This window comes from Paenibacillus sp. FSL R7-0179 (genome assembly GCF_038002265.1).
Classification (GTDB): domain Bacteria; phylum Bacillota; class Bacilli; order Paenibacillales; family Paenibacillaceae; genus Paenibacillus_AQ.
Window position 1 is genome coordinate 2,297,505 of record NZ_JBBOCC010000001.1, and the last position, 26,284, is coordinate 2,323,788.

Here is a 26,284-nt window from a genome sequence, read left to right on the forward strand (position 1 = left end):
CTTAAAGATAAGGGTAGCGATTACGAACGACCGGACAGTTGTTGCTCTGCCAGTTGCACCAGACGTTTGGTGATATATCCTCCCAAAGAACCAGTTTCGCGGGAAGTATAGTTACCATAATAACCGTCTGCCGGGATTGTTACTCCAAGCTCCTGTGCTGCTTCATATTTCAACTGCTGCAGCGCTGCATTTGCTTGAGGAACTACCAGGTTGTTAGAACGGCTACCACGACCTTGTTGACCTTGACTCATACCCATGTGTGTTCACCTCCTTCGCCCGTTGTGAAGATAGTATGAGCGCGGGAGGGAGAATTCATGCACGGATTTTGAAGGTTTATAGGATGGTAATTATATGAAATTTATTGGTCCGGGTAGATCATCTGCAGCGTGCACCCAAGAACGAGCGTCTGTCCGGGTTCAAGCGTGATCAGACCGGTATCGGAGGCGTCCTGCTGGAGATTAGGTGCATCCGGGAGCCAGGTTAGCGGTTCAATGCACAGGAACTTGTCGGCTTCGCCTTTGGTATAGAGAATCCAGTGGCGGAAGAGGTCAGTATCGGCTGAGTAACGCAGCCCGTATCCATCGTCCCGCATCAGCACGGCCTCGGCAGGCTGGCCCTCTGCTATTCGCAGCACAGTATCGAGGTCCGCACCTTGAAGATTCAGCCGGGTGTGCAGGCTCGTAAGCTCTCCGAGCGGCAATAGCTGTCCGGTAGGGAGGAGATCGTCACTCAGCTCGCAGACGGCTCCGGCAGGAAGGGTGACATTCCAGCGGGAGGGTGTTCCGTCCAGCATGAACCATGTGTGATAGCCTGCGCCAAAAGGAACACTTTTGCTGCCAAGATGAGTGACTCTGAGCGTCTGCTGGAGCCGGGCATCCTGAAGCCGGAAGGTCATTTCAAGCTTCAGCGGCTCGGGGAATTGTCTGATCCACTCGGGATCATCCGCAGTAAGGAATTCAGTGGTGACCGCACAGCCATCCTCATCCTCTTCAATATCACTGACACACCAGGCCTGGGCACGGTGCAGTCCGTGAATATGATGTTCTCCCGCATTACGGTCGAACTGGTAGCTTGTGCCGTCGAATTGGAAGCTTCCGCCGCGTATACGGCCAGGCGGCACCAGGAGGGGCAGGCCGAAGTGATAAGGTTTCTGCATATATGATGCCAAGTCGCTTTCTTCAGGCTGACGGAGGATCTGCCGCTCCATGGTGAGGTCCCACAATGAAATTACGTTATTACCCAGCCGGGGCAGAAGCGTGACTTCCAGTTCCCGGCTATGCAAAATGTACGTATCATAACCGTTCCACTGCCCTTTGGTCACCTGTTTCATAAGAGATATGCTCCTTTGATAAGCTGTAATCAGATTACATACACACGAATATCTTTATCATACCAGATTTATCCGGCGGAGGTTAGGGATTTGACAACTTCTCCGGGCCGATCTATGATGGAGGCATCAAGTAACACAGGTAACGCGATGACAGGGACAAGTAAGCATGGACTGTACCTCCAGAAAGCCGGTGGCTGATGTGAACCGGTGGTGCACCTCTGACTGAATGGACCCTTGAGCGCCGCGCTCGAACAGGCTGTTTAAGCCTTAAGTAGACCGGCCGCCTCTTCCCCGTTAACGGAAGCCAAGGCTGTTTGCATAGATACCTCCGGGGACTCCAGGCAGCGAATAAGGGTGGTACCACGGTCTCACGTCCCTTGCGGATGTGGGGCCTTTTTGCGTTCTATGCGCCAACGGACATTAATTATGATGGGGGATAAGGAAATGGCTAAAAAAGTATTGTCGGGCATACAGCCCAGCGGTTCACTCACACTCGGTAATTATATCGGGGCAATCAAGAATTTCGTCAAGCTTCAAAAGGAATACGAATGTTACTTCATGGTGGTCGATCTGCATGCCATTACGGTAGCCCAGGACCCCGCAGCTCTGCGTGAGAATTCCGAATCAGTAGCCGCGCTGTATCTGGCTGCAGGCATCGACCCGTCCATTGCACATGTCTACATGCAGTCCCATGTGCCGCAGCATGCCGAGCTGGGCTGGATTCTGACTACGCTCACTGCCATGGGTGAGCTGGAACGGATGACACAGTTCAAGGACAAGTCGGCCGGCAAAGAATCCGTGGGCGCAGGTCTGTTCGTCTATCCGTCGCTGATGGCCGCCGATATTCTGGTCTATAATGCGGATCTGGTGCCGGTAGGGGAAGACCAGAAGCAGCATCTGGAGCTGACCCGTGACCTGGCGGGACGCTTCAATCACCGGTTCGGTGACTTCTTCACTGTCCCTGAGCCGTACATTCCGGAGGTCGGCGCGCGGATTATGTCCCTGGATGACGGTACCAAGAAGATGAGCAAAAGCGATCCCAACCCCGGCAGCAGAATCGGACTATTGGACCCGCCTGATGTGATCCGCAAAAAGATCAGCCGGGCCACAACGGATTCCGGCCGTGAGGTTATCTTCGACCCGGCGGCTAAGCCGGAGATCAGCAATCTGATGAGCATCTATGCCGAGTGCTCGGGAATGAGCCTGCAGCAGATTGCCGACAAATATGAAGGCCAAATGTACGGCGGCTTCAAAAAAGAGCTGGCTGAAGCGGTCGTAGCCCTGCTGGAGCCGATCCAGCAAAGATATCAGGACATTCGCAGCTCAGGGATGCTGAGTGATATTCTGGCTCAGGGTGCCGAAAGTGCACGGATCAGTGCTGCCCGGACCCTGGAGGGCGTCAAGGAACGGATGGGCTTCCTGCCTACCCGTTAAGTTAAGGGGTAGGCTGGTTACTCTCCGCCTTGCGTCTCAGCCTGGCCTTGACGATGAAGCCCCAGCCGATGTTGAGCACGCACAGCGCGCCGAGCAGGAGCGCCAGCCAAATGTTATAGCTGATCGAGATGGAAGCTGCTGTGAGGAGTAGAATTGAAGAGCAGGCGAACCACAGTGACAGACCTTTACCCATATGTTCCAGCCTTCCTTTCTGCTTCAAATAGTGTACAAGTGAATCTCGGTGTGCCTCGCAGCATGCCGGGATTTTTAGTTCAAAAGTAAGCTTTCAGTTCAAATGTAAATAAATGTAGTAGGTGAGCACTTGCTTTGCGCTGTAACCGCTTTATGGTGATTGTGCCTTATGCCGTCCCGGGCGTCAAGGGGCAGGCAAGAGAATAGATCCCCCGGTAAATATAGTCTATAACGTATTAGATGAGTTGCATTATCCTGCACAAATTGCAACATTTCGATTTATAAATCACCCCAAATCAAAAAATGTTGCACAAAAGGCAGCAATCTTCCTCCCCCAATCAGCGGAGCGGGGAAATTCCTGCACTTCATGCAACATTCCTTACAGAGACCCTTATATCCCTTATTCAAAGTTGCAATATTTACAACATCTCGGCGTGATCCCTGACCGCACATGTGGGTGGTTTTGGTGGTAAATGTAATTAAAAAAGTGGCACCTGCCCCGGCAGATGCCACCTGTTTTCAAAAAAACTTCCTACAGCTTGACGGTTCCCGGGTCAATGGCGAAGCGTTCATCGAGCTTCTCGCTGCTTAACCAGCCGACATAAGTATTCAGCGGTTTATACTCATGATCCATTACCAGGACAGCGACGAACGGGAATTGCTTACGGTGTAAATAACGGACATCTCCCCAGCGTACAATATAACCAGAGGGCAGCTCCTCCACCTCCGCGACAGCGTATGAGGTGAAGTACAGGAAGGCCTGAATATCCGGATGGGATTTGGAATGCTCGACAGCGGGGTGAGTGGAGCACACCGCATGCTTGAACCATTCCAGCCGCCCGCTGTTCAGCAGTCCGACATTATAGCTGCCGTCCGGCTTGGCTTTGACCACATTCCACCGCGCTGGCGAAATGGTGGGGATCACATAATACCGGTCACCTGCATGGTGGTGAACATCCTTGTTCTTGATGCTGCGCGTAATGCGGGCATGAACAAGGGTCCGCCAGATGTAGTACAAGACGATGCAGGCGTACAAGGTAATGAATAGTGGAGCGGGCGGCACTATTCCGCTGATCCAGAGAATAATCGCGGCTGCATGGCTGCCGAAGATAAACGGATCGAAGATATGGATGATATTCCAGGCGATCCATTTCTCGGTGAACGGGCGGGCAGCCTGAGTCCCGTAGGTGTTGAACAGATCGGAGAATACATGGACGGCAACGCCGATGAAGCTCCAGAGCGCGATATGGCTTAAGGTACCAAGGTCTGTGAAGCCGAACAACGGCCCGATGACCACTGTGATCAATGCCGGCCACAGCAGTAAAAAGGGCAGTGAATGGGTGATTCCCCTGTGATTGCGGATATATACCGCGTTATCCTTCAGACGCAGGGCGGTATCGGCATCCGGTGCCTGAGAAGCCAGTACAGTGGCTACCATCACCGCTCCGGCCAGCGTTCCATTCGAAGCGACGAGCGGATCGACGAAGGACAGACCTGCAAGTCCAAGTCCCATAACAAAATGTGTGGCAGTATCCATTAGTCAGATCTCCTTTGTACGGAAGTTCTCTATTAATAACTACCCATTATTGGGCTAAGTTATTTAAGGACAGGGAAATAAATATCGTCACGTAATTGTCGAATTAATGAACATCATGGTCAATGATTGTCAAAGTCTTTCCCAGTTTGCTATGATAAAGTTAATAGCGGAGTGTTAGAAGTTCCCTAGAAGGAGGAACCCGATACGTGGACAATCAATTGAGATATCAAGCTTCTTCTGATTCCGCATCAATGTCTGCCAAGTCTCCACCGGAAGGTGCAAGCTGGCGCGACTTTATTACCGTTACGAAGCCCGGCATTATCCGCTCCAATCTGATTGCGGCATTTGCAGGCTATTGGGTGGCATCAGGCTGGGATGTGCAGTATGGCCGCCTGATTCTTACTTTGCTCGGCACCATGCTGGTCATGGCTTCGGCCTGTGTCTTCAATAATTATTTTGACCGCGATCTGGATATGAAGATGGAACGGACCCGGGAACGCGGGCTGCCTACAGGAAGGCTGAAGCCTACAACAGTACTTATCTATGCCATTGGACTCGGCATTGCCGGGCTGGGCGTGCTGTTCGCATTCTGCGGCGTATTGGCCGGATTGTTCGGCATAGTCGGCATGTTCGTATATGTTGTAGTGTACACCCTTTGGCTCAAAAGAACCTCTACCTGGAGCACCTCGGTAGGTGCGATCTCGGGGGCCATGCCTCCTGTCATCGGCTATGTGGCTGTTACAGGAACTGTGGATCTTGGAGCCTGGCTGCTGTTCGCAATGCTCTTTTTGTGGCAGCCGCCCCATTTCTGGGCACTCGGTATCCGCCGCAAGGAGGAATACAGAGCAGCAGGCTTTCCTCTCCTTCCGGTAGTGAAGGGGACGCGACGCACCAAATTTCAGATGATTCCTTATGTGGCTCTGCTGCTTCCGGTGCCTGTGCTGATGTACGCCTATGATTATGCAGGTATTTATTATCTTATTGTATCACTGGCCTTGTCGGTTGGCTGGCTCTACTTAACCCTCATCGGATTCAAGGCCAAGGATGATGAGATCTGGGCGAAGAAAAGCTTCCTCTTCTCCATTAACTATCTGACCTTAAGCCTGATTGCCCTGGTGCTGAATACCATTCATGTGTAAGCATTCTTAGGATAGAGAGGGAAGGTGTCCTGTGCAGACCTTGAAACGTTACAAATGGACCTGGCTGTTGCTGCTGCTTGCAGTAATTATGGCGGTCTATCTGGCAGTCAAATCGTTTGATTTCGGAGGTGAGAAGCTGCCGGTCATCGGTCAGGTACAGGACTTCTCCCTGGAGAATGTGGACGGAAAGCAGATCAGTCTGGCGGATACGGCAGGTAAGGCAAGGCTGGTCTATTTCTTCTTCACCGTCTGTCCCGATGTGTGTCCGATTACCACCTATATGCTGTCAGAGACTCAGGATATACTGGTTAAAGACGGCAGCTTCGGCAAAGACGTTGAATTCGTCTCGATATCTTTCGATCCGAAGAATGATACCAGGGAAGCTATCAAAGCCTTTGCTGACAAGTTCCATGCTGATTACAGCGGCTGGTATTTTCTGCGGGGGGATCAGGAGCAGGTACGCAAGCTGGCAGCGGAGTCCTTCAAGGTGCTGATCTACGGCACGAGCAAGGATGATTTCGCCCACGCGAACCTCATTGGTCTGGTGGACAAGAATAATCAGCTCCGGGGATTGTACGATGCGGGGGATACGGAGAATGTAACGCCGGAGTTCCTGGCCAGAACGGTTAAGAAGCTGGCCCGTGAATAGTACAGGAACGCAATAAACGAGGGTGTCCGTGAAGCAGTGGAGCTGCTGCACCGGACACCCTCGTTTTGTGGTGAAAGGTTAAGAATGTATATGCTTCATGCGATGAATTATCCTTCTATGCCCTGAGGATACGGCTGGGGGTAAATAATGAAATCTTCAAGTCCGGCCTTCTCCAGCTGGGTGATGTTATATTCATCCGGAGTCCCTTCCACACCGGCATAACCCTTGCGGGTATACATATGAACAGCATCGGGAAAGGCGTCCCGCAGGACAGCACGGATTTTTTTGCCTGAGCTGTCATTGTCCATGTACAGATAGACTTCCCCGTCCCGGATCGTATTCCGCAGGGATTCCAGCTTCAGGGTATTCAGCGTACCGAAGGTGCACAGAATGTCGACCTCTGGATCAAGCAGCCGTCTCAGTCTGCTGCGGTCGTTCTTGCCTTCGACAATAATGGTGATGGACATATGCAATCAGCCCCCGGATCATAGTTGTTATGACGATATTGTACCTAAGCTGCGCTATTTTTAACAGCGTAGCGGAACAATATGTATTCATTCCCCGGGAAATGTCGCATTCAGGCGGCAGGACTGTTCCAGCCGGGAGCATAAGAAGAGAGACGGCTGGATCTGCCCGGAGGCAGCAGCAGGAGAGCTGTCATCAGCAGCACGAAGGCGATGAAGTAAGGCGAAACATACCCTCTAAGCTGTCCGGCGGTTACAGGTCCGGCGAAGGCCCCAAGGGACATGGCGATGGATTGCAGCGAGAAGGTCCGGCCCAGCCGTCCTGCGCCGCCCAGACTGATGAAGAGGGAGGCCATAGCCGGGAACAATACCCCTTTGGCAGAGCCGAGCAGGAAGAGAACGACTCCGGCCGGGATGCTGCGGAAGGCAGCCAAGGTGAAGAAGCAAAGAGCCATCCCAAGCAGGGCAACAGCAATACGTATGCTTGGCGAGAGCCGGTTCAGGAAGAACAGGCAGAGGGTCGCCAGCGCTCCAAGGCTGAGCAGAGAGAGCAGAATTCCTGTAGAGACCATTCCGTCCTGTCCTTGTGACAGCGGAAGCTCGAAGAACAGTACGCCCTGAGAGCAGGATACGAAGAAGGGCAGCAGATAATAACGCCTGGAGACAGCAGGCGGGGCGGTATCTACCTCCCCGGGTTGCAGATTCTGCTTCACCGGGAGTGCAGGCTTATGCAGTACCAGGGCGGGATTATGCTTCGGCACACTGAAGAAGGCCATCACACCGGTGAAGATCAGGAGCCACCCTAATGTACTGAAGGTGCCGGAGTAACCGGCTTTGGCTACGATGAAGGCTCCGGCAGCAGGGGAGACCACCGAAGCCAGCGTGTGAATAATTCCGTTGCCTGACATGTATTTGCCCTGGGTCGCCGGATCAGAGGAGAGCGAGGCCAAGAGGGTCATACAGGCTGGCGAGAGGAACGCCAGGGCGAACCCGCTCGCTGCCCGCAGCAGGAGCAGATGCCAGGGCAGCTGGGCATGCGCCTGCAAGAGCAGGATCAGTCCTGCTACAGTAAGGGCGAACACGATATAGCGGCGGCTGCCATTGCGGTCTACAAGTACACCTGCCAGCAGATTGCCCGGGAGGTGGGTCAGGGAATACATCCCCATCATCCAGCCGATGAAGGCCGGGCCCGCTCCCAGTGACATGGCAAAGGGTGTCAGGATAGGATACTGGGCATGCAAATCGAAGAACGCCAGGAACATGAAGAGGTAGAGCCACATTGCAGTTTTCACGGATAACACCTCCAGATTAGCGGCCAGCCGCTGATGACGGAACGGATTCCAGCAGAGGGAACAGCCTACTTGTACTTTACGTGCGGCAGCGGGGGCTTATACCATTTTCTTGGCCAGCCCTGTATGCAGTTCTGCATTCCGGCAACCATGAATTATAAGGGTCATTCATGTATAATAATTAATATTAATGAAATGTCTGACGGGACAGCGTCCCGGAGTGGCGAAATTTGCGATTGGGGTGTTGTGAAATTGATGAATCCGGAAGTGTGGTCACAGTTTATCAGAGAGAATTGGCTTGTTATCGTTATTGCGCTTGTCCTGCTGTTCGCAGTCGTTAACATCGTTAAGACTATGTTGAAATGGGCTATCGTCGTCGTTATTATTGTGGGGCTGTTCATTTATAGCGGGGTAACTATGGACCAGATCGGTAATGCCGTTAACAAAGTGGCGGACGGGACGGTCAGTACGCTGAAGAATGAGGCGCAGGAGGTCATGCTCAAAGAAGCGCAGGAAGCGGTTTATACCTCCGGCGGTGACGGCACCTTCACCATCACTACTCCTAATCTGGAGGTGAAGGGCTCTGCCGCAGAGGATAAGGTGGAAGTGGTCTTCCGCGGAGTCAGCCTCGGGAAGTGGAGCGTTACGGATACAACCAAGACCTTCATCGATGAAGCCAGGAAACAGGCGGGCAAGTAACAGTGCAGCTGGCTCAGGGTTACCTGCAGCAGCAGAAGGAGGAGTGATTCATTGAACAGCTGGATAGAAAGTCTTCGGGAAGCCAATATCATCTCCATTGTTCTGCTGCTGGTGGTCCTCTTCTCTGCCCTGCAAGGCTGGGGCCGGGGCTTCCGCAGAGCAGCCGGAGGGCTGTTCGGCATGCTCGGATCAGGCGTGCTTGCGGCAGCTTCGCTGGTGATGGCGATTCCCGCAGCCGTATATCTCTCACCTGCTGCCGGGAACTGGGCTTCGGGCGTTACTCCGCCGGATGCCAAGCTTAGCCAATGGCAGCAGTTATATTACACCGGAGCCTCCGTACTGGCGAATTCACCAGTGGTGCGGTTTCTGCTGCTGCTCTTACTGTGCTATACCTTGATTCGTCTGCTGTTGGGGCTGTTGTTCCTGCTTCTGCCGTTCCGCCTGCCGCGCCAGTCCGGGAGGGGTTCGGGGCGGATCACAGGCGTCAGCCGGCTCGTCGGGGCAGTGCTTGGCACCGCCGCGGGGCTTACCCGCGCCTTGGTGCTGGTCTTTGTCCTGTTCATCAGCGTCGCCTTGAACCCGGACAGCGGCTTCAGCCGCTACGTGCAGTCATCACCGGTCTACAGCCAGAGTGCGGAAGCGGTATTTGAGCCGCTGGCCGGTGAACAGGTCAGAGGAAAGCTGCCAGTGCTGACTAAGGCGGTAGCCGCCGAGATGAGCGATATTCTCCGGCGCAAATATGAGGTGATTGACCATGATATTTCGGCGGATATTGCCGATGCAGCCGCAGATATTGCCGGACAAGCCAGCGGGGATGAAGAGAAGGCCAGACTGCTCTATGACTGGGTAGGCTCGCGTATTGCGTACGATTATAACAAAGCAGAGAATTATGAAGAGAGACGGATCTGGCATGAGCAGACCCCGCAGGATACGATGGATACACGGCTTGGGGTATGCATTGATTACGCGCGGCTCTATGCCATGATGGCCCGTTCGCAAGGCCTCCAGGTGCGTGTCGTCACCGGTAAAGGCTATGACGGGCAAGGCGGTTATGGACCGCATGCCTGGAATGAGGTCTATATCAGCAGCAGTGCAGCCTGGATTCCGCTTGATTCCACCTGGGCCAGCAGCGGCGACTGGTTCAATCCCAGGGATTTCGACTCCACGCATCTCAAGGAAAACATCCTCTGAGAAGGAGCGGATGCTCTTATATCTATGGTACAATAACAGCGGGCAAGTGGAAGCGGCTGTGCCGTCCTTTCAAAGGATGGTACCGTTTCAGCGGGAAATAGAAGGATAAGTTATCGTATGCAACATAAGGAGAGGACTTGCTGTGAGATGGTTCGGTAAGCCGGGCTCCGGCCCGGGTGATGGAGATACCCGCAACTACCTGAGCTTACGCATAAATCTGTTTTTCTTCGGCACTTTTTTTATTTTTGTGATCATCATGATCCGGCTTGCAGGACTGCAGTTTGTAGAGAGTCCCGAGCTTAGCGAGGTGGAGGCCAGCCGGGAGACCAAGGATGTTCCGCTTGCGGCGATCCGGGGGACTATTCATGCGGCGGGCGGGGAAGACATTGCCCATTCCACACCGATTCAATCCTTATTCGTTACGTTAACCCAAGAATACACTGCGAAGGTCAAGAATAAGAAGACCGGCTTATATGAACCCACCGCTGAAGCCAAGGCGAATACGAAGGCGTTGGTGGCGGGGCTGTCATCTGTGTTTGAAGAGTATGGCGATCCTGCTGCGAAGAAGCTGCTTAAGGAGGATATCCTGCTGCTGCTTGATCTTGAATATAAGAAATCACTGGGGTATGTCCCGCGCAAGATCAAGACCGGTCTTACGATGAAGGAAGTCGCCCATCTGATGGAGAACAGGCAGCGTTATCCCGGGGTGTCTGTTGTGGAGGAGAGTGTCCGCCATTATGACAAGGACACGGTGGCCGTCCAAACGGTTGGTTATATGAAGCAATTCCGTTCTACAGAAAAAGGGTATAATTTATACAAAAACATCCGCAGCGCCATGAAACAAAAGGGTGCGGACCCGGGACTTAGCTACAGGGAAGATGAGTTCGTCGGCATCTATGGTCTTGAACAGCAATACCAGCGCGAGCTTAGAGGAAAGAACGGGTATCAGACGATCTCCGTCAATGCTCAGAACATGGCCGAAGAGGTTGTCGCTTTGGTCCCGCCCGTCAAGGGCAACGATATCTGGATGACGATTAACAAGAAGGTGCAGATGAGCACAGAGCAGGCCATCATGGATCAGCTCAACTGGCTGCACCGGAATCCTGTACAGGGGAAGCTTCATAAGGACGCGCTCACCGGCTATGCCGTTGCCATGGAAGTGGATACAGGCAATGTGGTGGCAATGGCAAGTATGCCGGACTACGATACGAATGTCTGGAATGCCGAGAAGCTGGTGCCCGAAGTGTGGGACCAAATTGAGGATTATTACCAGAACGGGACAATTAACGATATTTCCTCCGGTGTCTCCGGCAACGGGCTGAAGTCATTGATCTTCCTGGGTTCCACAATTAAGCCGTTAAGTGTCTTGATCGGTCTGGAAGAAGGCTTATTCACTACCGGTGATACTTACACGGATAAAGGGATCGCTTATTTCGGTAAGGATAACAGCTCCTCGGTCAGGAATTCCTCCGGCCATGTCCTGGGACCGCTTAGTCCGGCGGAGTCTATTCAGGAGTCCTCGAATGCATTTATGGTAGAGTGGGTCGGTAATGCCTTGTACAAGAAGTATCCGGGAGAGGGCATTGCCGTATGGGACAAATATATGAAGGCATTCGGGCTTGGGGTGTCTACGCAAAGCGGGCTTCCGGGTGAAAGCGCCGGAGTTGCCGATTATCTTGATCCGAAGAAGGCGGGCTCTGCCCAAGCGGCGCTGGTCTATGCCTCCTTCGGCCAGAAGGGGAAATACACTGCACTTCAGCTTGCCCAGTACACGGCGACGCTTGCGAATGAAGGCGTGCGGATTAAGCCTCAGCTCGTCAGTAAGATTACAGATCCCGAAGGCAATACGGTTAAGCAATTTGGGCGGGAAGTCCTCGACAGCATCTCGTTTCATCCTGCTTACTGGAAGGAGATCAAGCGCGGGATGAATACTAAGGTTAAGGCGTTTGACGGTTTCCCGTATGATTTCGCCCGCAAGACCGGAACCTCTGAGATGGAAGCGTTCGGGGCCACCCGTGACAACGGGGTATTCATTGCTTATGCTCCGCGTGAGCATCCTAAGCTTGCAGTGGCCGTGATCATCCCGGAGGGCGGCTTTGGAGCGAACAGTGCCGCACCGGTAGCCCGGAAGATCTTTGAAGCCTATGACCAGGAGTATGGGCTGGATGGAGTCCCTAAGAAGAATGTGCCCGAGTCAAGGGTGGACTAAACGGTTTATTTTGATGTAGAGGAGTGAAAAACTGTGGGTGTTTTCCGAAAGCAGGCCTCCCCCCCGGAAGAGAAGGACAGCAAGAGCTCGCTTGGCCTGCGGCTTAACGTGTTTTTCTTCAGCACGTTTGTTATTTTTTGTGTAATTATTATTCGTCTCGCAGTTATTCAATTCGTTGAGGGACCCACACTGACCGAGGTGGAGACCAGCCGGGATACCAAAAGTGTCCCCCTCGCCTCCATCCGTGGAGGCATCCGCGCCGCCGCAGGCGAGCAAATCGCCTACTCGACCTCCGTTCAAACGCTGTATGTTACGCTTACAAAGGAATATACAGCTAAAGCGGTAGACAAGGAGACGGGCATCAGCTCGTTGAAGCCGGAGGCCAGAGCCAATGCGTACGCACTTGCGAATAATCTGGTTGCGAAATTTGATGAATATGGCGACCCGAACGGCGAGAAGCTGACTGTTAATGAAGTAATTAATTCACTGGATTTATATTTCAAGAAATATTCGGGCTATATGGCCCGTAAGATCAAGTCCGGACTGACCACCAAGGAAATCGCTTATTTCATGGAGCACAAAAGCGAATTCCCCGGCCTTGAGATCGTGGAAGAAGGCGTACGTCATTACGACAAGGATACCGTAGCTGTGCAGACGGTCGGATATATCAAGCCCTTCAAATCCTCCAATACGCTCAACATCTACAAGAATATTCAGAGCGCCATGAAGAAGATCGGCGCAGATCCCGGCCTGAATTATAAAGACGATGAATTCGTCGGCTTCGACGGTCTGGAGCTGCAATATCAGCGGGAGCTGCGCGGCAAGAACGGCTATCAGGTCATCTCGGTAAATCCGCAGAACATGGCCGAGAAGGTGGAAGAGGTAGTTCCGCCTGTCAAGGGAAATGATATCTGGATGACGATTGACAAGAATGTTCAGCTTAAGACGGAGCAGGCCATCACCGAACAGATTAATTGGCTGCACCGCAACGCTGTACAAGGCAAGACTCATCCTGACGCCAAGACAGGCTATGCGGTGGCGATGGAGGTCGATACCGGCAATATCGTAGCCATGGCCAGCATGCCGGATTACGATACCAATGTCTGGACAGCGGAGAAGCTGGATTCGGATACCTGGAATAAAATCATGGGTAATTATCAGAACGGGACGATCACTCCATACTCTTCCGGCATGTCCGGTCATGGATTTGGTTCCACGGTACTGCTCGGCTCCACCATTAAGCCGCTGACGGTGCTGATCGGTCTGAATGAAGGATTCTTCAGCACTTCGTATACTTACACTGACAAAGGGATTGCCTATTTCGGCAAGGATGATAAATCCTCCGTCCGCAATGCCTCAGGGCACGTCTATGGGCGGATGAATGCGGCTAAGGCAATTGAGGATTCCTCCAATGTGTTCATGGTGGATATGATCGGCAAGAAGCTTTATGAGCAATATAAAGGCGAGGGAATTGGAGTCTGGGATAAGTATATGAAGGAGTTCGGCCTGGGCGTATCTACGCAGAGCGGTCTCCCTAATGAATACCTGGGACAGATCAACTACACGGATACTAAGGCAGCGGGCAGTGCGCAAGCCGCGCTGGTCTATGCCTCCTTCGGACAGCAGGGCCGTTATACGGTGCTGCAGTTAGCTCAGTATGCTTCTACGCTTGCGAATGAAGGGGTGCGGATCAAGCCGCAGCTTGTCAGCAAGATCACGGATTCATCGGGCAAGGTGGTCAAGAAATTTGAGCGCGAGGTGCTGGATGAAGTGACGACCTTTGACAAGTCCTTTTGGAGAGAAATTAAAAAGGGTATGAACAGTAAGGTCTCGGCATTCGCAGATTTCCCTTATGATTTTGCCCGTAAGACAGGGACCTCACAGCAGCTTGGTAAAGGGCAATTGCGCGATAACGGGGTATTTATTGCCTTCGCCCCGCGTAATAATCCTAAGTTGGCTGTTGCTGTAGTCATCCCCGAAGGCGGATTCGGCTCTAACAGTGCCGCTCCGGTTGCACGTAAAATTTTCGATGCATACGACTGGGAATACGGGCTGGATGGCGTGCCTAAGAAAAGCCTGAAAACAGCGAACCCGAATGACGGCGCTGCTTCCGGTGACCCTTCCGATAATACTCCCGCAACAAACTGATGATATTATAGCCTGGATGGAGATGGATTAGCGAGAACACCAAATATACGGTTGCCTTCACACGAAAGAGCGACCAAGAATGGAGGGGTGGCAAATGACTGCCAAATACCGCCTGCTAGCACTGGATATGGATGGAACCTTACTGAACGACGAACAGAAGATTACCCCGCTTACGGTGGAATGGATCAAAAAAGCGATGGAGGCCGGTGTACATGTCTGCCTGTCTACCGGACGCTCTTCGCGCAGTGCGATGCCTTATGCTGAACAGCTTGGCCTGAACACTCCGATGATTATGGTAAATGGAAGTGAAGTCTGGCGTGCGCCCCATGAGCTGTACCGACGGTCTCTGATGGATGTGGAGCTGGTCAAGGAGATGCACAAAATTGCTGAGGAATTCGATATCTGGTTCTGGGCCTACTCTGTAGATGAGGTGTACAACCGGGATACCTGGGACGGGGAGATTGACAGCAGGGAATGGCTGAAATTCGGCTATTCCACTGAGGATAATGATATCCGCCATAAGCTGCTGATGCGGCTGCAGGAGCTGGGCGGGCTGGAGATCACCAACTCCTCGCCGTTCAACCTGGAGATTAATCCGCTGGGCGTCAACAAGGCTTCTGGCATCCTTGAGGTCTGTAAGCTGCTGGGGATTAACATGTCCCAGGTTGTTGCCGTAGGTGACAGCCTTAACGACCTGGCAGCTATCCAGCAGTCCGGCTTCGGAGTGGCTATGGGCAATGCTCAGGAAGCTGTTAAGCAGGAAGCGGATGCAGTAGTAGCTACGAACAACGAAGACGGAATCGCGGAAGTGATTCAGAAGTACATCCTGACAGAGGCCGGAACCCCGGCCGGTAGAGTGTCGAAACGAGCTTAAACTTAAGGAGTTGAGGGAATTGACAATTCTGGGCTGGATTCTGATCATTGCTTTGTTCGCAATCGGGATGGCAGGGGCGGTATATCCGATCCTGCCGGGTGCGCTTGCGATTTACCTGGCTTTCTTTGTATATGGCTGGTTCTTTTCCTTCAGCTCCTTCGGTCCCTGGTTCTGGATTGCCCAGACACTGATCGTTGTGGTGCTGTTCATTGCCGACTATGTGGTCGGTGCCTGGGGCGTCAAGAAGTTCGGCGGCTCCCGCGCCTCCGTGATCGGCAGCACCATCGGTCTGATTATCGGCCCGTTTCTGATTCCGGCGTTCGGCCTGCTGATTGGCCCGTTCCTGGGTGCTTTCATCGGCGAGCTGATTGCCGGCGAGAAGGCCGGTAAAGCGGTGAAGGTCAGCTTCGGCGCTCTGCTCGGGCTGTTCAGCAGCACAGTCGTCAAGATTATTCTGCAGATTGTGATGATCGTCCTCTTCTTTATCTGGATCGGACGTTACTAAATTTATTGTGAAGAAGGCGAAACAGCTTGTCCACCAAGAAGGAATCTTTTGTTAAAGGCACGCTTATTCTGGCGGCGGCCGCACTGGTGGCCCGTGTTCTCGGGCTTGCCCAGCGGGTGCCGCTGGAGCATTTATTCAATGAAGTCGGTAACGCTGCGTTTACACAAGCCAACAACGTATATCTGCTGCTGCTGCCGCTGGCGACAGCCGGAATACCCAGTACGCTTAGTAAAATGGTGTCCGAGCGCTATGCGCTGAACCGCCCGCAGGAAGCACAGCAGGTGTACCGGGCGGCGCTGATTTTTGCGGCTGTGGTTGGTGTGATTATGAGTGTGGCGCTCTACATAGCTGCTCCTTATTACGCGGAATCCAGCAAGGTTCCCGAGAGTACGCTGGCCATCCGGGCGATTGCCCCGGCGCTGCTGCTGTTCCCCGCAATCGCGATGATGCGCGGGTATTTCCAGGGCCGCAACAATATGATGGCCGGTGGCATCTCACAGATTGTCGAGCAGATTGCACGGGTATCCACGGCCATTCTGCTTGCCTTCATCCTGCTGCGCCAGGGCTACAGCAATACCTGGATGGCGGCAGGCGCATCCTTCGGCAGTGTGCTCGGCAGTATCGGCGCCTTCGGCGTGATGCTGTATTATGCGATGAAGCTGCGCCGCAGCGAGGAGAAGGTCGCACTTTATGAATCAAACGAGGCCCGTATCCCGCTGCTGAAGATTTATAAGGATATTTTCAAGTTATCCATACCGATTGTCTTATCTTCCGTTACGGTGCCTGTAGTGAACTTCATTGATACTACCTTTATTGTGCCGTTGCTTAGCGGGCAAATCGGCTTGAAGGAAGCGACGTGGACGCTGGGGATTTTCGGCAGCCGGGCACAGAGTGTGGCCGGGATTCCTCCGGTATTGTCGATCGCCCTAAGTGCATCGCTGATTCCGATTATCTCTGCAGCCTTCGCACGCAAAGATGAACAGCACTTGCAGCGTCAGGTCACACTCGCCATGCGGGTATCCATTCTGACCGGAACACCGGTTGTTCTCTCGCTGGTCGTGGCGGCGTATTCCGTTAACGGCCTGCTGTTCAAAACACTGGACGGCAGCGGCATTGTGGCGATGCTGACGCTCGGAACTATTTTCCAGATTACGATGATGACCACTAACTCGATCCTGCTCGGAATGGGCAAATCGCGGATATCCATGTATTACGTGCTTGTGGGGATCCTCGTGAAGTTCGGCTCCAATTTCCTGTTCAGCCAGTGGTTCGGCATCTATGGCATTATCGGCTCTACGGCGCTATGCTTCATAGTGATTACAATGCTTAACCTGCGGATGCTCAAAAAAATCGTCCCCTTCTCTATTCTTGGCAAACGCTGGGGAGGCTTCTCCATTGCAGTTCTGGCCTCCGCAGGAATTGGCTATGGCTTGAATGAAGCAGGGCTACTGCTGACTGAGCTGATGCCAGCCCGTCTGGCCTTCCTGATTACCTGTCTGGTGGTGGGAGCGGCAGTTGTGGTTGTGTATCTCGTTCTCCTGATCATTCTGGGCGTCCTCAGCAGCCAGGAAATTGCCGGTTATCCCCGTCCGCTGCGCAAGGTGCTGGGTCCTTTGATGAGATTGCAGCCGGCCCGTGTACGTTCCGGTGAATAATGATATGACTATTGTCTTGATTTGTCATTATTGTTTGACTTATTCCTTACATTTTGATTCACTTAAAGAGCAAGCTTCGTGTGGAACTCTCTGATAGAAGGGAATGGTCAATTGATGGACAAAATCAGCTCCCCTGCCCAGTTCCAGGTGGCAATTCAGTCTCCGCGCCTGACGGTGGCAGTCTTCAAGGCAGATTGGTGTGTGGATTGCAAATTCATTGATCCGTTCATGCCGGATGTGCAGCAGAAATATGCAGAGCGTCTCACCCTGGTCGAAGTGGATGTCGATGCCGTAGGCGATGTCAGCCAGGAACAGAATATACTGGGCATTCCAAGCTTTGTCGCGTACACCGATGGACGGGAACTGGTCCGGTTTGTGAACAAGCTCCGCAAGTCCCGGGAGGAAATCGAGAAGTTTCTGGATACGGCGCTGGACGTTTATCTCAGCATTCACAAGTAATTACGCAGCACCGCTTTCGCCCTATTTTGAGCAGAAGCGGTGCTTTTTCTAATAATATAAATAATATAGAATTTATACTGCTTTATACTCATTCCTATACAATACGGGTGATATTATTGACGACACTTCAATTAAAATGGCTCAGCTATCTGACCTGTCTCATTATGTTCATGGCGTTGTTCGGCGGGGTTGTGGTGACGAAGACCGGCTCGGGGCTGGAATGCGGGAATGAGTGGCCGCTGTGCCACGGGAAGCTGATCCCGGCCTATACCATCGGCTCTCTGATTGAATATACCCACCGCTTGTTCAGCGGCCTGGCAGGCCTGTTATCACTGGCTTCCATGGTTGCCTTCTGGCGTTATGCCAGGCACCGCAAGGATCTGCTGGCCTACGCTCTGCTAACCCTGATATTCGTCATCGTTCAAGGCGGAATGGGAGCGCTTGCAGTTGTGAAGTCGCAGTCGGCTGCGGTTATGGCCCTGCACATGGGCTTCTCGCTGATTGCCTTCGCCGGTTCGCTGATGCTGGCGCTTGGGACTTGGCGGGCGTTCTCTCCGGGAGCGGAACTCAGCACAGGAAGTCCCAAAGTCCGCCCTGCCTTCCGCAACTTAACCTGGGTTACTGCAGTATATTCATATATCGTTGTCTACATTGGGGCCTACGTAAGCCACACCAGCTCCCAGGGCGGGTGCTCCGGCTGGCCGCTGTGTAACGGACAGTGGATTCCGGAGATGAGCGGCGGAGTAGGGATCGTATTCGTCCACCGGATTGCGGCGGCGATTCTGTTCCTGCTTACGGCTATCCTTGGGCATCTGGCCTTCTGGAAGTATAAGGAGCTGCCGGAGCTGAGGGCTCTGGGAGTAGCGGCAGTCCTGCTATGCCTGATGCAGGTATTCAGTGGAGCGGCTGTGGTATACACACTGAATAATGAAAAATTGTACATATTTGCTGCAATGTCTCATATTGTGCTGATCTCCGGGCTCTTCGGGGTTCTGTGCTATATGAGTGTAAGGGTCTGGCAGTTAAGCGGAGCTGGCAAGGGCAGCAAGTGATAAGGTAACGGCAACGGTGGACGGGATAAGCATAAGGTCCTGTTTGAGGAGGAACGCTATAGTGCGATACAGTAATTTACGACAATGGATCGAGCAGCTCCGCAGGGATAAGGATCTGGCAGTGATAGATACGCCTGTTGATCCTTATCTGGAGCTTGCCGAAATTCACCGCCGGGTGGTCGAGGAGGAAGGCCCGGCTCTGCTGTTCACGAACGTGCAAGGAACACCATTCCCGGTTGCAACGAATCTGTTCGGCACAGTCCGGCGCGTCAACAAGGCCTTCGGGACCAGACCGGAACAGCTGCTGAAGTCGCTGACAACGGCGATGGAGCAGCTGATTCCGCCTTCAGCCGCCGGCTTATGGCGGGAGAGGACGGTGCTGCTTGAGCTGCTGAGGGCAGGAACCAAGAACGTACCGCAAGGAGAGGCTCCGGTGCTCGGCGTCTGCAGCAGCAGTGATCCGCTGAAGGAGCTGCCCCGGATTACAGCCTGGCCTAAGGATGGCGGGGCATTCCTCACGCTTCCTCTGGTCTATACGGAGAATATCACCAACCCCAAGGATCATAACCTCGGAATGTACCGGATTCAGATGTACGACGACAGCACCACAGGCATCCACTGGCAGATTCACAAGGGTGGCGGCTTCCATCACTCGCAGGCAGAGCATCTCGGCGAGACCCTGCCGGTGTCTGTCTTCATCGGCGGGCCGCCGGCCCTGATTGCTGCGGCAGTGGCTCCGGTCCCGGAACGGATTCCGGAGCTGATGCTGGCGTCGCTGATGCTGGGCGGCAAGCTTCCCATGGTGCAGGACCCCTTGGGCGGGCACCGGATTCCGGCCGAGGCCGAATTCTCCATCCGGGGACGTGTGTCTCCGCTGGAGCGGAGAGCGGAAGGACCGTATGGCAGCCAGTCCGGCTACTATTCCATGCAGCATGATTTCCCAGTCATGCATGTTCAGCGGATGTGGCACCGCAAGGATGCCATCTACCCGGCGACCATCACCGGCAAGCCGCGCCAGGAGGATTATTATCTGAAGGATTATTTGCAGCGGCTGCTCGCTCCGGCCTATCCTCTGCTGATCCCTTCGGTCAAAGCGCTATGGTCCTATTCCGAATCCGGTTCGCATTCATTGACCTCAGCGGTCGTGAGGGAGAGCTATCCGCGTGAGTATATGGTGTCTGCGTTTCGTATCTTAGGGGAAGGCCAGCTCTCCTTAACCAAATTCCTGCTGCTGACTAATGTTCAGGTAGAGCTTACCGATTTCCCTAAATTGCTGGAAACGGTGCTTGAGCGCTTCAACCCGCACACGGATCTGACGATCTTTGCCAATACCTCGATGGATACGCTGGATTATACCGGACGCAAGCTGAACCATGGCAGTAAGGCGGTGATGGCGGGCATGGGAAGCCCGGTCCGTCAGCTGCCGAGGACCTATACAGAGGGGCTGCTTCCATCAATCACCGCCGCTGTGCCTTATTGCGGAGGATGTTTAGCCGTTTCCGGTGCATCCTATGAAGAGGACCCGGAGCTGCCGGAGCGGCTGGTTACTGCCTTCAAGGAAAGGGAGACCTCCTGGCCTTTGATTGTGCTGGTTGATCAGGCGGAAGAGGCGGTAAGCACACAGACCTCATTCCTGTGGTCTGTATTCACCCGCTTCAATCCGGCGGATGATATTTATTCGGCGGCCGGGGTACGCCGGGGAAGTGTCAGCTATACGCTGCCAATCATTATAGATGCGCGGATGAAGCCGGGATACCCGGAGGAGCTGGCTCCAAGCGAGGATATTGCAAAGCGGGTAGCGCGGGGCTGGAACCGTTATTTTCCTCTAGCGTAGAAGTGAACTTTAAGGAGGGTCAAAATATGCTGCGGACATTACTGGGAGAGCCGCCCCGCGTGAACAGCGGTGTGCTGGCTGAAGCTATGGAGTCCATGGCGAAGGCTGCCTCCATGCTGCGCAAGGAGATGGCGGCACATGAAGACCACGACCATGAATACCGCAAGCTGGAAATCTGGACACGGGGCCTGATCTCCTCTCTGGATGAGCTGGAGCAGAGCTGGTTCGCAGCCGCCTTTTTCCGGAAGTCAGTGATTGCCGGTTATATGGATGATATGTCGTCCACCGAGCAGGGGGAGTACGCCAGATATGTGTATTTCTACAAGGATGGCTTCATCCGTGTCTTCTCGCTGCTGGACAAGCTGGGTACGGTGCTCAATAATCTGTACAATCTCAATACAGGCAAGGTGAAGACGCATTTCTCCTACTTCACGGTGCTGAGGCAATTTCAGCTGCTTCACCTGCATCATCCGCTGGCGGACGAATTGGAGCGGATCAGGAATTCCTACCGGGAGCCGGTGGAGAATCTGCGCAAGCGGCGTAATGCCGAGATCCATTACATGAACGCGGAGATGACCGACGACCTCTGGCAGCGTCACCAGGGACTGCATGATAAGATCCGTCTGGAGGATCTGGACAGCCATCTGGAGGATTTAAAGCAGAGTCTGGAGATGGTATGCCAATCCCTGACCGCCGCATACAAGTACGGGAATGAACAATGGCACAAGAAACTAGCGGCCTCAGGCCCGAAATCCGGACATGAACGTACGTAAAAACTTACCTTTGACAAAAAACTCGAAACTGAACTATACTAAGGCATACATTAACTTCTGACAGGATACGGAATATATAACCTCATACTTTATCTTATCGAGAGCGGCGGAGGGATAGGCCCGATGAAGCCCGGCAACCGGTTTGAATACAGCGAAGCGCTGCATCCAAATGTCATGGTGCTAATTCCTACAATGCCGCCGGTTACGGGGTATTTGGCAGATGAGAAGGCATTGTCATTATACACACAGGGCCTCTTGCGATCTGCATGGATCGTAAGGGGTCTTTTTATTGCAATGATGGAAGCTAGAACAGAAGGGGGACGCAGCGGTTGATAGAATTGAAGGATATAACCAAGGTGTATGGCAAAGGCAGTAAGCAGGCAACTGCACTCTCTGCGCTGAGCCTGTCGATTAAGAAGGGTGAAATCTTCGGGGTGATCGGTCACTCCGGGGCCGGCAAAAGCACGCTGATCCGCTGCATTAATCTGCTGGAGCGCCCGACTGCGGGAGAAGTATGGGTGGGCGGTGTGGAGCTGACAGCGCTTAGCCAGGGACAGCTGCAGGAGCAGCGGCGCAAGATCGGGATGATTTTTCAGCATTTCAATTTGCTCTCATCGGCTACAGTCTATGACAATATCGCCTTTCCGCTGCGGCTGATCGGAGCCGGAAGGAACGAGATTGAACGCAAGGTCAAGGATCTGCTCGCGCTGGTCGGACTGGAGGAGCACTGGAATAAGTACCCGGCCCAGCTATCCGGCGGACAGAAGCAGCGTGTCGGGATTGCCCGGGCGCTGGCGAGTGATCCGGAAGTTCTGTTATGCGATGAGGCGACCTCGGCGCTTGATCCGCAGACGACAGACTCCATTCTGCGCCTGCTGATGGACATCAACAGCAAATTCCATCTGACCATCGTGCTGATCACCCATGAGATGCATGTGATTCAGAGCATCTGTGACCGTGTTGCCGTGATCCATGGCGGCGGCATTGTGGAGCAGGGTGAAGTGGCTGAGGTCTTTCTGAAGCCGAAGCATGAGGTCACCAAGGAATTCATCCGCAGTGAGACCCAGTCGGACGGACCGCTCCGGCAAGCGATTGATGCTGTGCAGCCAGGCTTCACGAAGTCTGTCAAAATCACTTTTCTCGGGCAAAAGACTTACGGGTCCACGCTCTCCCAGGTGGTTCAGGGAACCGGGGTCCACTTCGCCATTCTTCATGGCACTATCTCTACGATCAAGGATGTTCCTTACGGGCAGCTGATTGTACGGTTCGAAGGACCTGCCGATGCGGTTGAAGACACGCTCCGTGAGTTAGTAGCGCAGGGGCTTGATGTGGAGGTGATTTTGTAATGGATTTTAGCACAATCAATTGGGAAGAAATGCTGGAAGCTACGATTGCTACACTCAAAATGATCGCTATTTCAGGAATATTCACAATAATCCTTGGTTTACCGCTCGGAATTGTGTTATATTTATGGGGGAAGTCAAAAAACATTATTATCAGGGTGGTTTACTCGGTATTATCCTTTATTGTGAATATTCTGCGCTCGGTTCCTTTTATCATTCTGATGGTTGCCCTGATTCCGTTAAGTAAGACTATTATGGGAACCTCGATAGGGGTACTTGGAACGATCCCGGCACTGGTGATCGGCGCGGCGCCCTTCTTCGCCAGACTGGTGGAGACGGCACTGCGGGAGGTTGACCGGGGAATCATTGAAGCAGCGCAGGGCATGGGAGCGTCCACCGGGCAGATCGTGATGCGCGTGCTGCTGCCGGAGGCCCGTCCGGGTCTGCTGGCCGGAGTAACCATTACTGTAGTGACCCTTGTCTCGTATACTGCGATGTCCGGTATGATCGGCGGCGGCGGTCTGGGTGACCTGGCGATCCGCTATGGATATTACCGTTATGAGAAGGAAGTCATGATTATCTCGGTAGCGCTGATGGTCATTCTGGTGCAGCTGCTGCAAATGGCCGGCGACCGGCTGGTAAGACAATTTACACGGAAATAAGGTACGTCCACATATAGCCTTATTCAATAAACCATATGGATTAGAGGGGGATTTACAGATGAAAAAAGTACTGCTTACATTATTCAGCCTGACCTTGGTATTGGTGCTTGCCGCTTGCGGAAACAACAAGGCGAATAACGCCGCGAATTCTGCTGCAACAACGGCACCTACGGAAGCGGCTGGTGCAGAAGCGACTACAGAGCCTGCTGCAGAACCGGTAACCCTGGTGATTGGTGCCTCTGCTGTACCGCATGCGGAAATCCTCAAAGCGATTGCCCCGCAGCTTGAAGCCCAAGGCATTAAGCTGGATATCAAAGAATTCTCGGATTATATCCTGCCCAATACACAGCTTGCCGAGAAGCAGCTCGATGCGAACTTCTTCCAGCACAAGCCTTACCTGGATGATCAGAACTCGAAGAACGGCACAGATCTCGTAGCTGTAACCGCTGTTCATGTAGAGCCATTTGGCGCTTATTCCAAGAAAATCAAGTCGATCGACGAATTGGCAGAGGGTGCGAAGGTTGCGATTCCGAATGATGCAACGAACGGAGGCCGCGCCTTGATTCTGCTGGCGAAGAACGGCCTGATCAAGCTGAAGGATGACACCAATATTGCTTCCACCAAAGCCGATATCACTGAGAACACCAAGAAGCTGGATATCATTGAGCTGGATGCGGCTATGTTGCCCCGTCAGCTGGATGAAGTAGACCTGGCGCTGATCAACACCAACTTCGCTCTGGATGCCAAGCTGTCTCCTACGAAGGATGCGTTGTTCATCGAAGGCGGAGATTCCCCTTATGCCAACCTGCTGGTAGCCCGTCCTGACAATAAGGATTCGGATGCCATTCAGAAGCTGGCAGCTGCGCTGACTTCCCCTGAAGCGAAGGCATTCATCGAAAAGCAATATGACGGAGCGATTATTCCAGCATTCTAAGCTTAAGCTTAGGCAAGCTGAATAATCCTAATGAGACCAGAAGCAGCCCGGCAGCCAGGAATGGCTGGCGGAGCCGCTTCTGGTTTTTTTGCGAGCCCGGTGGTTGATCCTGCAGACGAAATCCTCTATAATAAAAAAAATCCCGGCCTCTTAGCGGAGGCCGGGATGGTTTATGAAACGGGATTAGAATACCTGAACGACTTCTTCCACGCCTTCTACTTCTTCAATCAGGGCGCGTTCGATCCCGGCTTTTAGCGTGATCGTGGAGCTTGGGCAACTGCCGCATGCACCCATAAGCTTCAGCTTAACGATGCCGTCTTCAACATCGATCAGTTCCACGTCACCGCCATCGCGCTGCAGGAACGGACGAAGTTTATCAAGGACTTCCAGTACTTCATCGTACATGGTTGCACTTTGTACATTCTCACTCATTTCTCAATCACTCCTTTCGTATGTTTATTATAGTACAAAAAGTTAAAAAATAAAATGGTTAAGGCAGAATAGGGAGATCATCATGAGACCAATTATAGAATTCTGTGCCAGCAACATCGGCCACGGCACTGAACCGCTCAAGCTTAAGCTGGAGCAAAACCCTGAATATGATGTAGTGGAGTACGGCTGTCTGAACAACTGCGGAGAGTGTTATCTCCAGCCGTTCGCCATGGTTGACGGGGAGATCATTGAAGCCGATTCCCCTGCTGCTCTGGAAGAGGCCATAGAAGCCGCTATAAGAGAAGCAGAGGCCTGGGACAGCCTGGAGATTGATTAAGCCGGATAGAGGCTAAGACCGAATGCTGCCTGTTATACGGCTAAGCTTCAGCCGAAATGGCGTTTGGACATCCACAGCACGCCGCTCTTCAGCAGGCGCGGAACCCGGCCCATGACGGAGCGGCGGCCCATCAGACCGAAGCCGGCATTTTTGCCGAGTGAACCGAGGGTTCCCTTCAGCTTAATCTTATGCAGCTTCGGGGTTTCTCCCCGCCACAGTGCTTGAATAATCTGGCCAACCTGCTCGCCCTGGGCACCCGCCGCCTGCGCACTGGGGGCGAAGGGCAGGCTGGCACAGTCCCCGATCACGTATACCTCCGGATATTCCGCAATATTATAATATTCCCCCACAATGAGCCTGCCTCCACGGTCCTTCGGAAGCTCAAGCTGCTGCACGACCTGCACCGGTTGAATACCGGCAGTCCATACCGTAACGTCCGCCGGAATAGCCTGGGTGCCATTGAAGATGGCATCCTTTTCAACATGAGAGACCGACACCCGGCCGATCGTCTGCACCTGATGCTCACTGAACCATTCCTCAACATACCTGGATAACTTGGCCGGAAAAGAAGATAAAATACGTTCTCCCCGGTCCATCAGCGAGATGTTCAGATCCGGACGGCTCTCCCGCAGCTCCGAAGCAATCTCTACGCCGCTGAGTCCCCCGCCGACAATGTTGACGGTTCCATAAGGCTTCACATCATTCAGCCGGCGGTAAGTTTCCCGGGTTCCGGCGAAGCTCTGAATACTGCAGGTGTATTCCTCAGCTCCAGGAATGTTATGGTAATTATCCGTACAGCCGAGGGCAATCGCCAGGATATCATAGGCTACCGGCTCCCCGGAATCGAGCAGGACCAGCCTGCTCTCCAGATCAATGGAACCCACCTGCCCGTAACGAACGGTCAGGCGGGGGTGTACCGGGAATTGAATCCGCAGATGGTAATCGGTGACAGTGCCTGCGGCCAGTGCATAATATTCTGTCTTGATCCCCTGATACGGCATCCGGTCCACCAGAATGATTTCCACATCAGAAGGGAGATGATGATCCAGCAGCTGCTGAATGAGGGCAAGACCGCCGTAGCCGCCGCCCAGGACAAGTAAGGTTCTCATGCGAACTGATCTTCCTTTCGGGTACGTAATGGAC

26 protein-coding genes and 1 riboswitch are annotated in these 26,284 nt (G+C 53.3%); of the genes, 18 read left to right on the forward strand and 8 right to left on the reverse strand.

Annotation, left to right across the window (positions count from 1 at the left end; translation table 11 throughout):
- Nucleotides 1-20: 20 nt before the first annotated feature.
- Both MKX63_RS10230 and MKX63_RS10235 read right to left on the reverse strand, forming a co-directional pair.
- A complete protein-coding gene (locus MKX63_RS10230) occupies nt 21-251 on the reverse strand; it encodes an alpha/beta-type small acid-soluble spore protein (RefSeq protein ID WP_341018598.1) in 231 nt (76 codons plus the stop codon).
- A 107-nt stretch (nt 252-358) separates the two neighbouring features.
- Entirely contained in the window at nt 359-1,330 is a 972-nt protein-coding gene (locus tag MKX63_RS10235) for an aldose 1-epimerase (protein WP_341016868.1), read from the reverse strand.
- A 444-nt stretch (nt 1,331-1,774) separates the two neighbouring features.
- Here MKX63_RS10235 and trpS point away from each other — a divergent pair, with 444 nt between their 5' ends.
- Nucleotides 1,775-2,764 (forward strand): tryptophan--tRNA ligase, encoded by a 990-nt coding sequence (trpS, locus tag MKX63_RS10240; RefSeq protein ID WP_340938262.1) that lies wholly within the window; start codon nt 1,775-1,777, stop codon nt 2,762-2,764.
- Nucleotide 2,765: 1 nt separating this feature from the next.
- On the opposite strand, the gene MKX63_RS10245 is transcribed toward trpS, so the two are convergent.
- Together MKX63_RS10245 and MKX63_RS10250 are read right to left on the reverse strand one after the other, a co-directional pair.
- Nucleotides 2,766-2,957 carry a hypothetical protein gene (locus MKX63_RS10245; protein ID WP_036701722.1) on the reverse strand — a complete coding sequence of 64 codons (192 nt, stop codon included), beginning with the start codon at nt 2,955-2,957 and terminating at the stop codon, nt 2,766-2,768.
- A 531-nt stretch (nt 2,958-3,488) separates the two neighbouring features.
- On the reverse strand, nt 3,489-4,493 hold the full coding sequence (locus MKX63_RS10250; RefSeq protein ID WP_341016870.1) for a metal-dependent hydrolase: 1,005 nt from the start codon (nt 4,491-4,493) through the stop codon (nt 3,489-3,491).
- Nucleotides 4,494-4,699: 206 nt separating this feature from the next.
- Here MKX63_RS10250 and cyoE point away from each other — a divergent pair, with 206 nt between their 5' ends.
- Both cyoE and MKX63_RS10260 read left to right on the forward strand, forming a co-directional pair.
- Entirely contained in the window at nt 4,700-5,632 is a 933-nt protein-coding gene (gene cyoE / locus MKX63_RS10255) for a heme o synthase (protein ID WP_036701718.1), read from the forward strand.
- A gap of 31 nt (nt 5,633-5,663) precedes the next feature.
- Nucleotides 5,664-6,281 (forward strand): SCO family protein, encoded by a 618-nt coding sequence (locus MKX63_RS10260; protein WP_143803800.1) that lies wholly within the window; start codon nt 5,664-5,666, stop codon nt 6,279-6,281.
- 107 nt (nt 6,282-6,388) lie between these two features.
- On the opposite strand, the gene MKX63_RS10265 is transcribed toward MKX63_RS10260, so the two are convergent.
- Both MKX63_RS10265 and MKX63_RS10270 read right to left on the reverse strand, forming a co-directional pair.
- Nucleotides 6,389-6,748, reverse strand: coding sequence for a toprim domain-containing protein (locus tag MKX63_RS10265; RefSeq protein ID WP_341016873.1), 360 nt, complete (start codon nt 6,746-6,748; stop codon nt 6,389-6,391).
- Between the two features lie 110 nt (nt 6,749-6,858).
- On the reverse strand, nt 6,859-8,037 hold the full coding sequence (locus MKX63_RS10270; RefSeq protein WP_341016874.1) for an MFS transporter: 1,179 nt from the start codon (nt 8,035-8,037) through the stop codon (nt 6,859-6,861).
- A gap of 252 nt (nt 8,038-8,289) precedes the next feature.
- On the opposite strand from MKX63_RS10270, the gene MKX63_RS10275 reads away from it, so the two are divergent.
- From MKX63_RS10275 to MKX63_RS10340, 14 genes are all read left to right on the forward strand, one after another.
- Entirely contained in the window at nt 8,290-8,733 is a 444-nt protein-coding gene (locus MKX63_RS10275; RefSeq protein WP_341016875.1) for a hypothetical protein, read from the forward strand.
- Between the two features lie 51 nt (nt 8,734-8,784).
- Nucleotides 8,785-9,924 (forward strand): transglutaminase domain-containing protein, encoded by a 1,140-nt coding sequence (locus tag MKX63_RS10280; RefSeq protein WP_341016878.1) that lies wholly within the window; start codon nt 8,785-8,787, stop codon nt 9,922-9,924.
- A gap of 142 nt (nt 9,925-10,066) precedes the next feature.
- Complete coding sequence (locus tag MKX63_RS10285; protein WP_341016879.1) at nt 10,067-12,133, forward strand: peptidoglycan D,D-transpeptidase FtsI family protein; 2,067 nt, start codon at nt 10,067-10,069, stop codon at nt 12,131-12,133.
- A gap of 33 nt (nt 12,134-12,166) precedes the next feature.
- Complete coding sequence (locus MKX63_RS10290; RefSeq protein WP_341016880.1) at nt 12,167-14,281, forward strand: peptidoglycan D,D-transpeptidase FtsI family protein; 2,115 nt, start codon at nt 12,167-12,169, stop codon at nt 14,279-14,281.
- A gap of 94 nt (nt 14,282-14,375) precedes the next feature.
- Nucleotides 14,376-15,155: a Cof-type HAD-IIB family hydrolase gene (locus MKX63_RS10295; protein ID WP_341016882.1), complete on the forward strand. Its 780-nt coding sequence runs from the start codon at nt 14,376-14,378 to the stop codon at nt 15,153-15,155.
- A gap of 19 nt (nt 15,156-15,174) precedes the next feature.
- Entirely contained in the window at nt 15,175-15,660 is a 486-nt protein-coding gene (locus MKX63_RS10300; RefSeq protein WP_341016883.1) for a DUF456 domain-containing protein, read from the forward strand.
- Between the two features lie 26 nt (nt 15,661-15,686).
- On the forward strand, nt 15,687-17,315 hold the full coding sequence (locus MKX63_RS10305) for a putative polysaccharide biosynthesis protein (protein WP_341016884.1): 1,629 nt from the start codon (nt 15,687-15,689) through the stop codon (nt 17,313-17,315).
- A 114-nt stretch (nt 17,316-17,429) separates the two neighbouring features.
- Entirely contained in the window at nt 17,430-17,774 is a 345-nt protein-coding gene (locus tag MKX63_RS10310) for a thioredoxin family protein (RefSeq protein ID WP_341016885.1), read from the forward strand.
- Between the two features lie 116 nt (nt 17,775-17,890).
- On the forward strand, nt 17,891-18,826 hold the full coding sequence (locus MKX63_RS10315) for a COX15/CtaA family protein (protein ID WP_341016886.1): 936 nt from the start codon (nt 17,891-17,893) through the stop codon (nt 18,824-18,826).
- A 61-nt stretch (nt 18,827-18,887) separates the two neighbouring features.
- Complete coding sequence (locus MKX63_RS10320; protein ID WP_341016887.1) at nt 18,888-20,660, forward strand: UbiD family decarboxylase; 1,773 nt, start codon at nt 18,888-18,890, stop codon at nt 20,658-20,660.
- A gap of 26 nt (nt 20,661-20,686) precedes the next feature.
- A complete protein-coding gene (locus MKX63_RS10325; protein ID WP_341016889.1) occupies nt 20,687-21,433 on the forward strand; it encodes a Cthe_2314 family HEPN domain-containing protein in 747 nt (248 codons plus the stop codon).
- A 91-nt stretch (nt 21,434-21,524) separates the two neighbouring features.
- Nucleotides 21,525-21,660: riboswitch (SAM riboswitch) on the forward strand.
- A gap of 102 nt (nt 21,661-21,762) precedes the next feature.
- The gene (locus tag MKX63_RS10330; RefSeq protein ID WP_341016890.1) at nt 21,763-22,779 is read left to right on the forward strand and encodes a methionine ABC transporter ATP-binding protein; all 1,017 of its coding nucleotides are present in this window, start codon (nt 21,763-21,765) and stop codon (nt 22,777-22,779) included.
- A complete protein-coding gene (locus MKX63_RS10335; RefSeq protein WP_341016891.1) occupies nt 22,779-23,438 on the forward strand; it encodes a methionine ABC transporter permease in 660 nt (219 codons plus the stop codon). Before MKX63_RS10330 ends, MKX63_RS10335 begins: the two co-directional genes overlap by 1 nt.
- Before the next feature lie 58 nt (nt 23,439-23,496).
- Nucleotides 23,497-24,372 (forward strand): MetQ/NlpA family ABC transporter substrate-binding protein, encoded by an 876-nt coding sequence (locus tag MKX63_RS10340; RefSeq protein WP_341016892.1) that lies wholly within the window; start codon nt 23,497-23,499, stop codon nt 24,370-24,372.
- A 183-nt stretch (nt 24,373-24,555) separates the two neighbouring features.
- On the opposite strand, the gene MKX63_RS10345 is transcribed toward MKX63_RS10340, so the two are convergent.
- Nucleotides 24,556-24,804, reverse strand: coding sequence for a NifU family protein (locus MKX63_RS10345; protein WP_036701687.1), 249 nt, complete (start codon nt 24,802-24,804; stop codon nt 24,556-24,558).
- An 82-nt stretch (nt 24,805-24,886) separates the two neighbouring features.
- Here MKX63_RS10345 and MKX63_RS10350 point away from each other — a divergent pair, with 82 nt between their 5' ends.
- On the forward strand, nt 24,887-25,141 hold the full coding sequence (locus MKX63_RS10350; RefSeq protein WP_209993161.1) for a YuzB family protein: 255 nt from the start codon (nt 24,887-24,889) through the stop codon (nt 25,139-25,141).
- A gap of 47 nt (nt 25,142-25,188) precedes the next feature.
- Here the strand turns inward: MKX63_RS10350 and MKX63_RS10355 are convergent, their stop codons facing one another.
- Nucleotides 25,189-26,250: an NAD(P)/FAD-dependent oxidoreductase gene (locus tag MKX63_RS10355; RefSeq protein ID WP_341016894.1), complete on the reverse strand. Its 1,062-nt coding sequence runs from the start codon at nt 26,248-26,250 to the stop codon at nt 25,189-25,191.
- Nucleotides 26,251-26,284 lie beyond the last annotated feature (34 nt).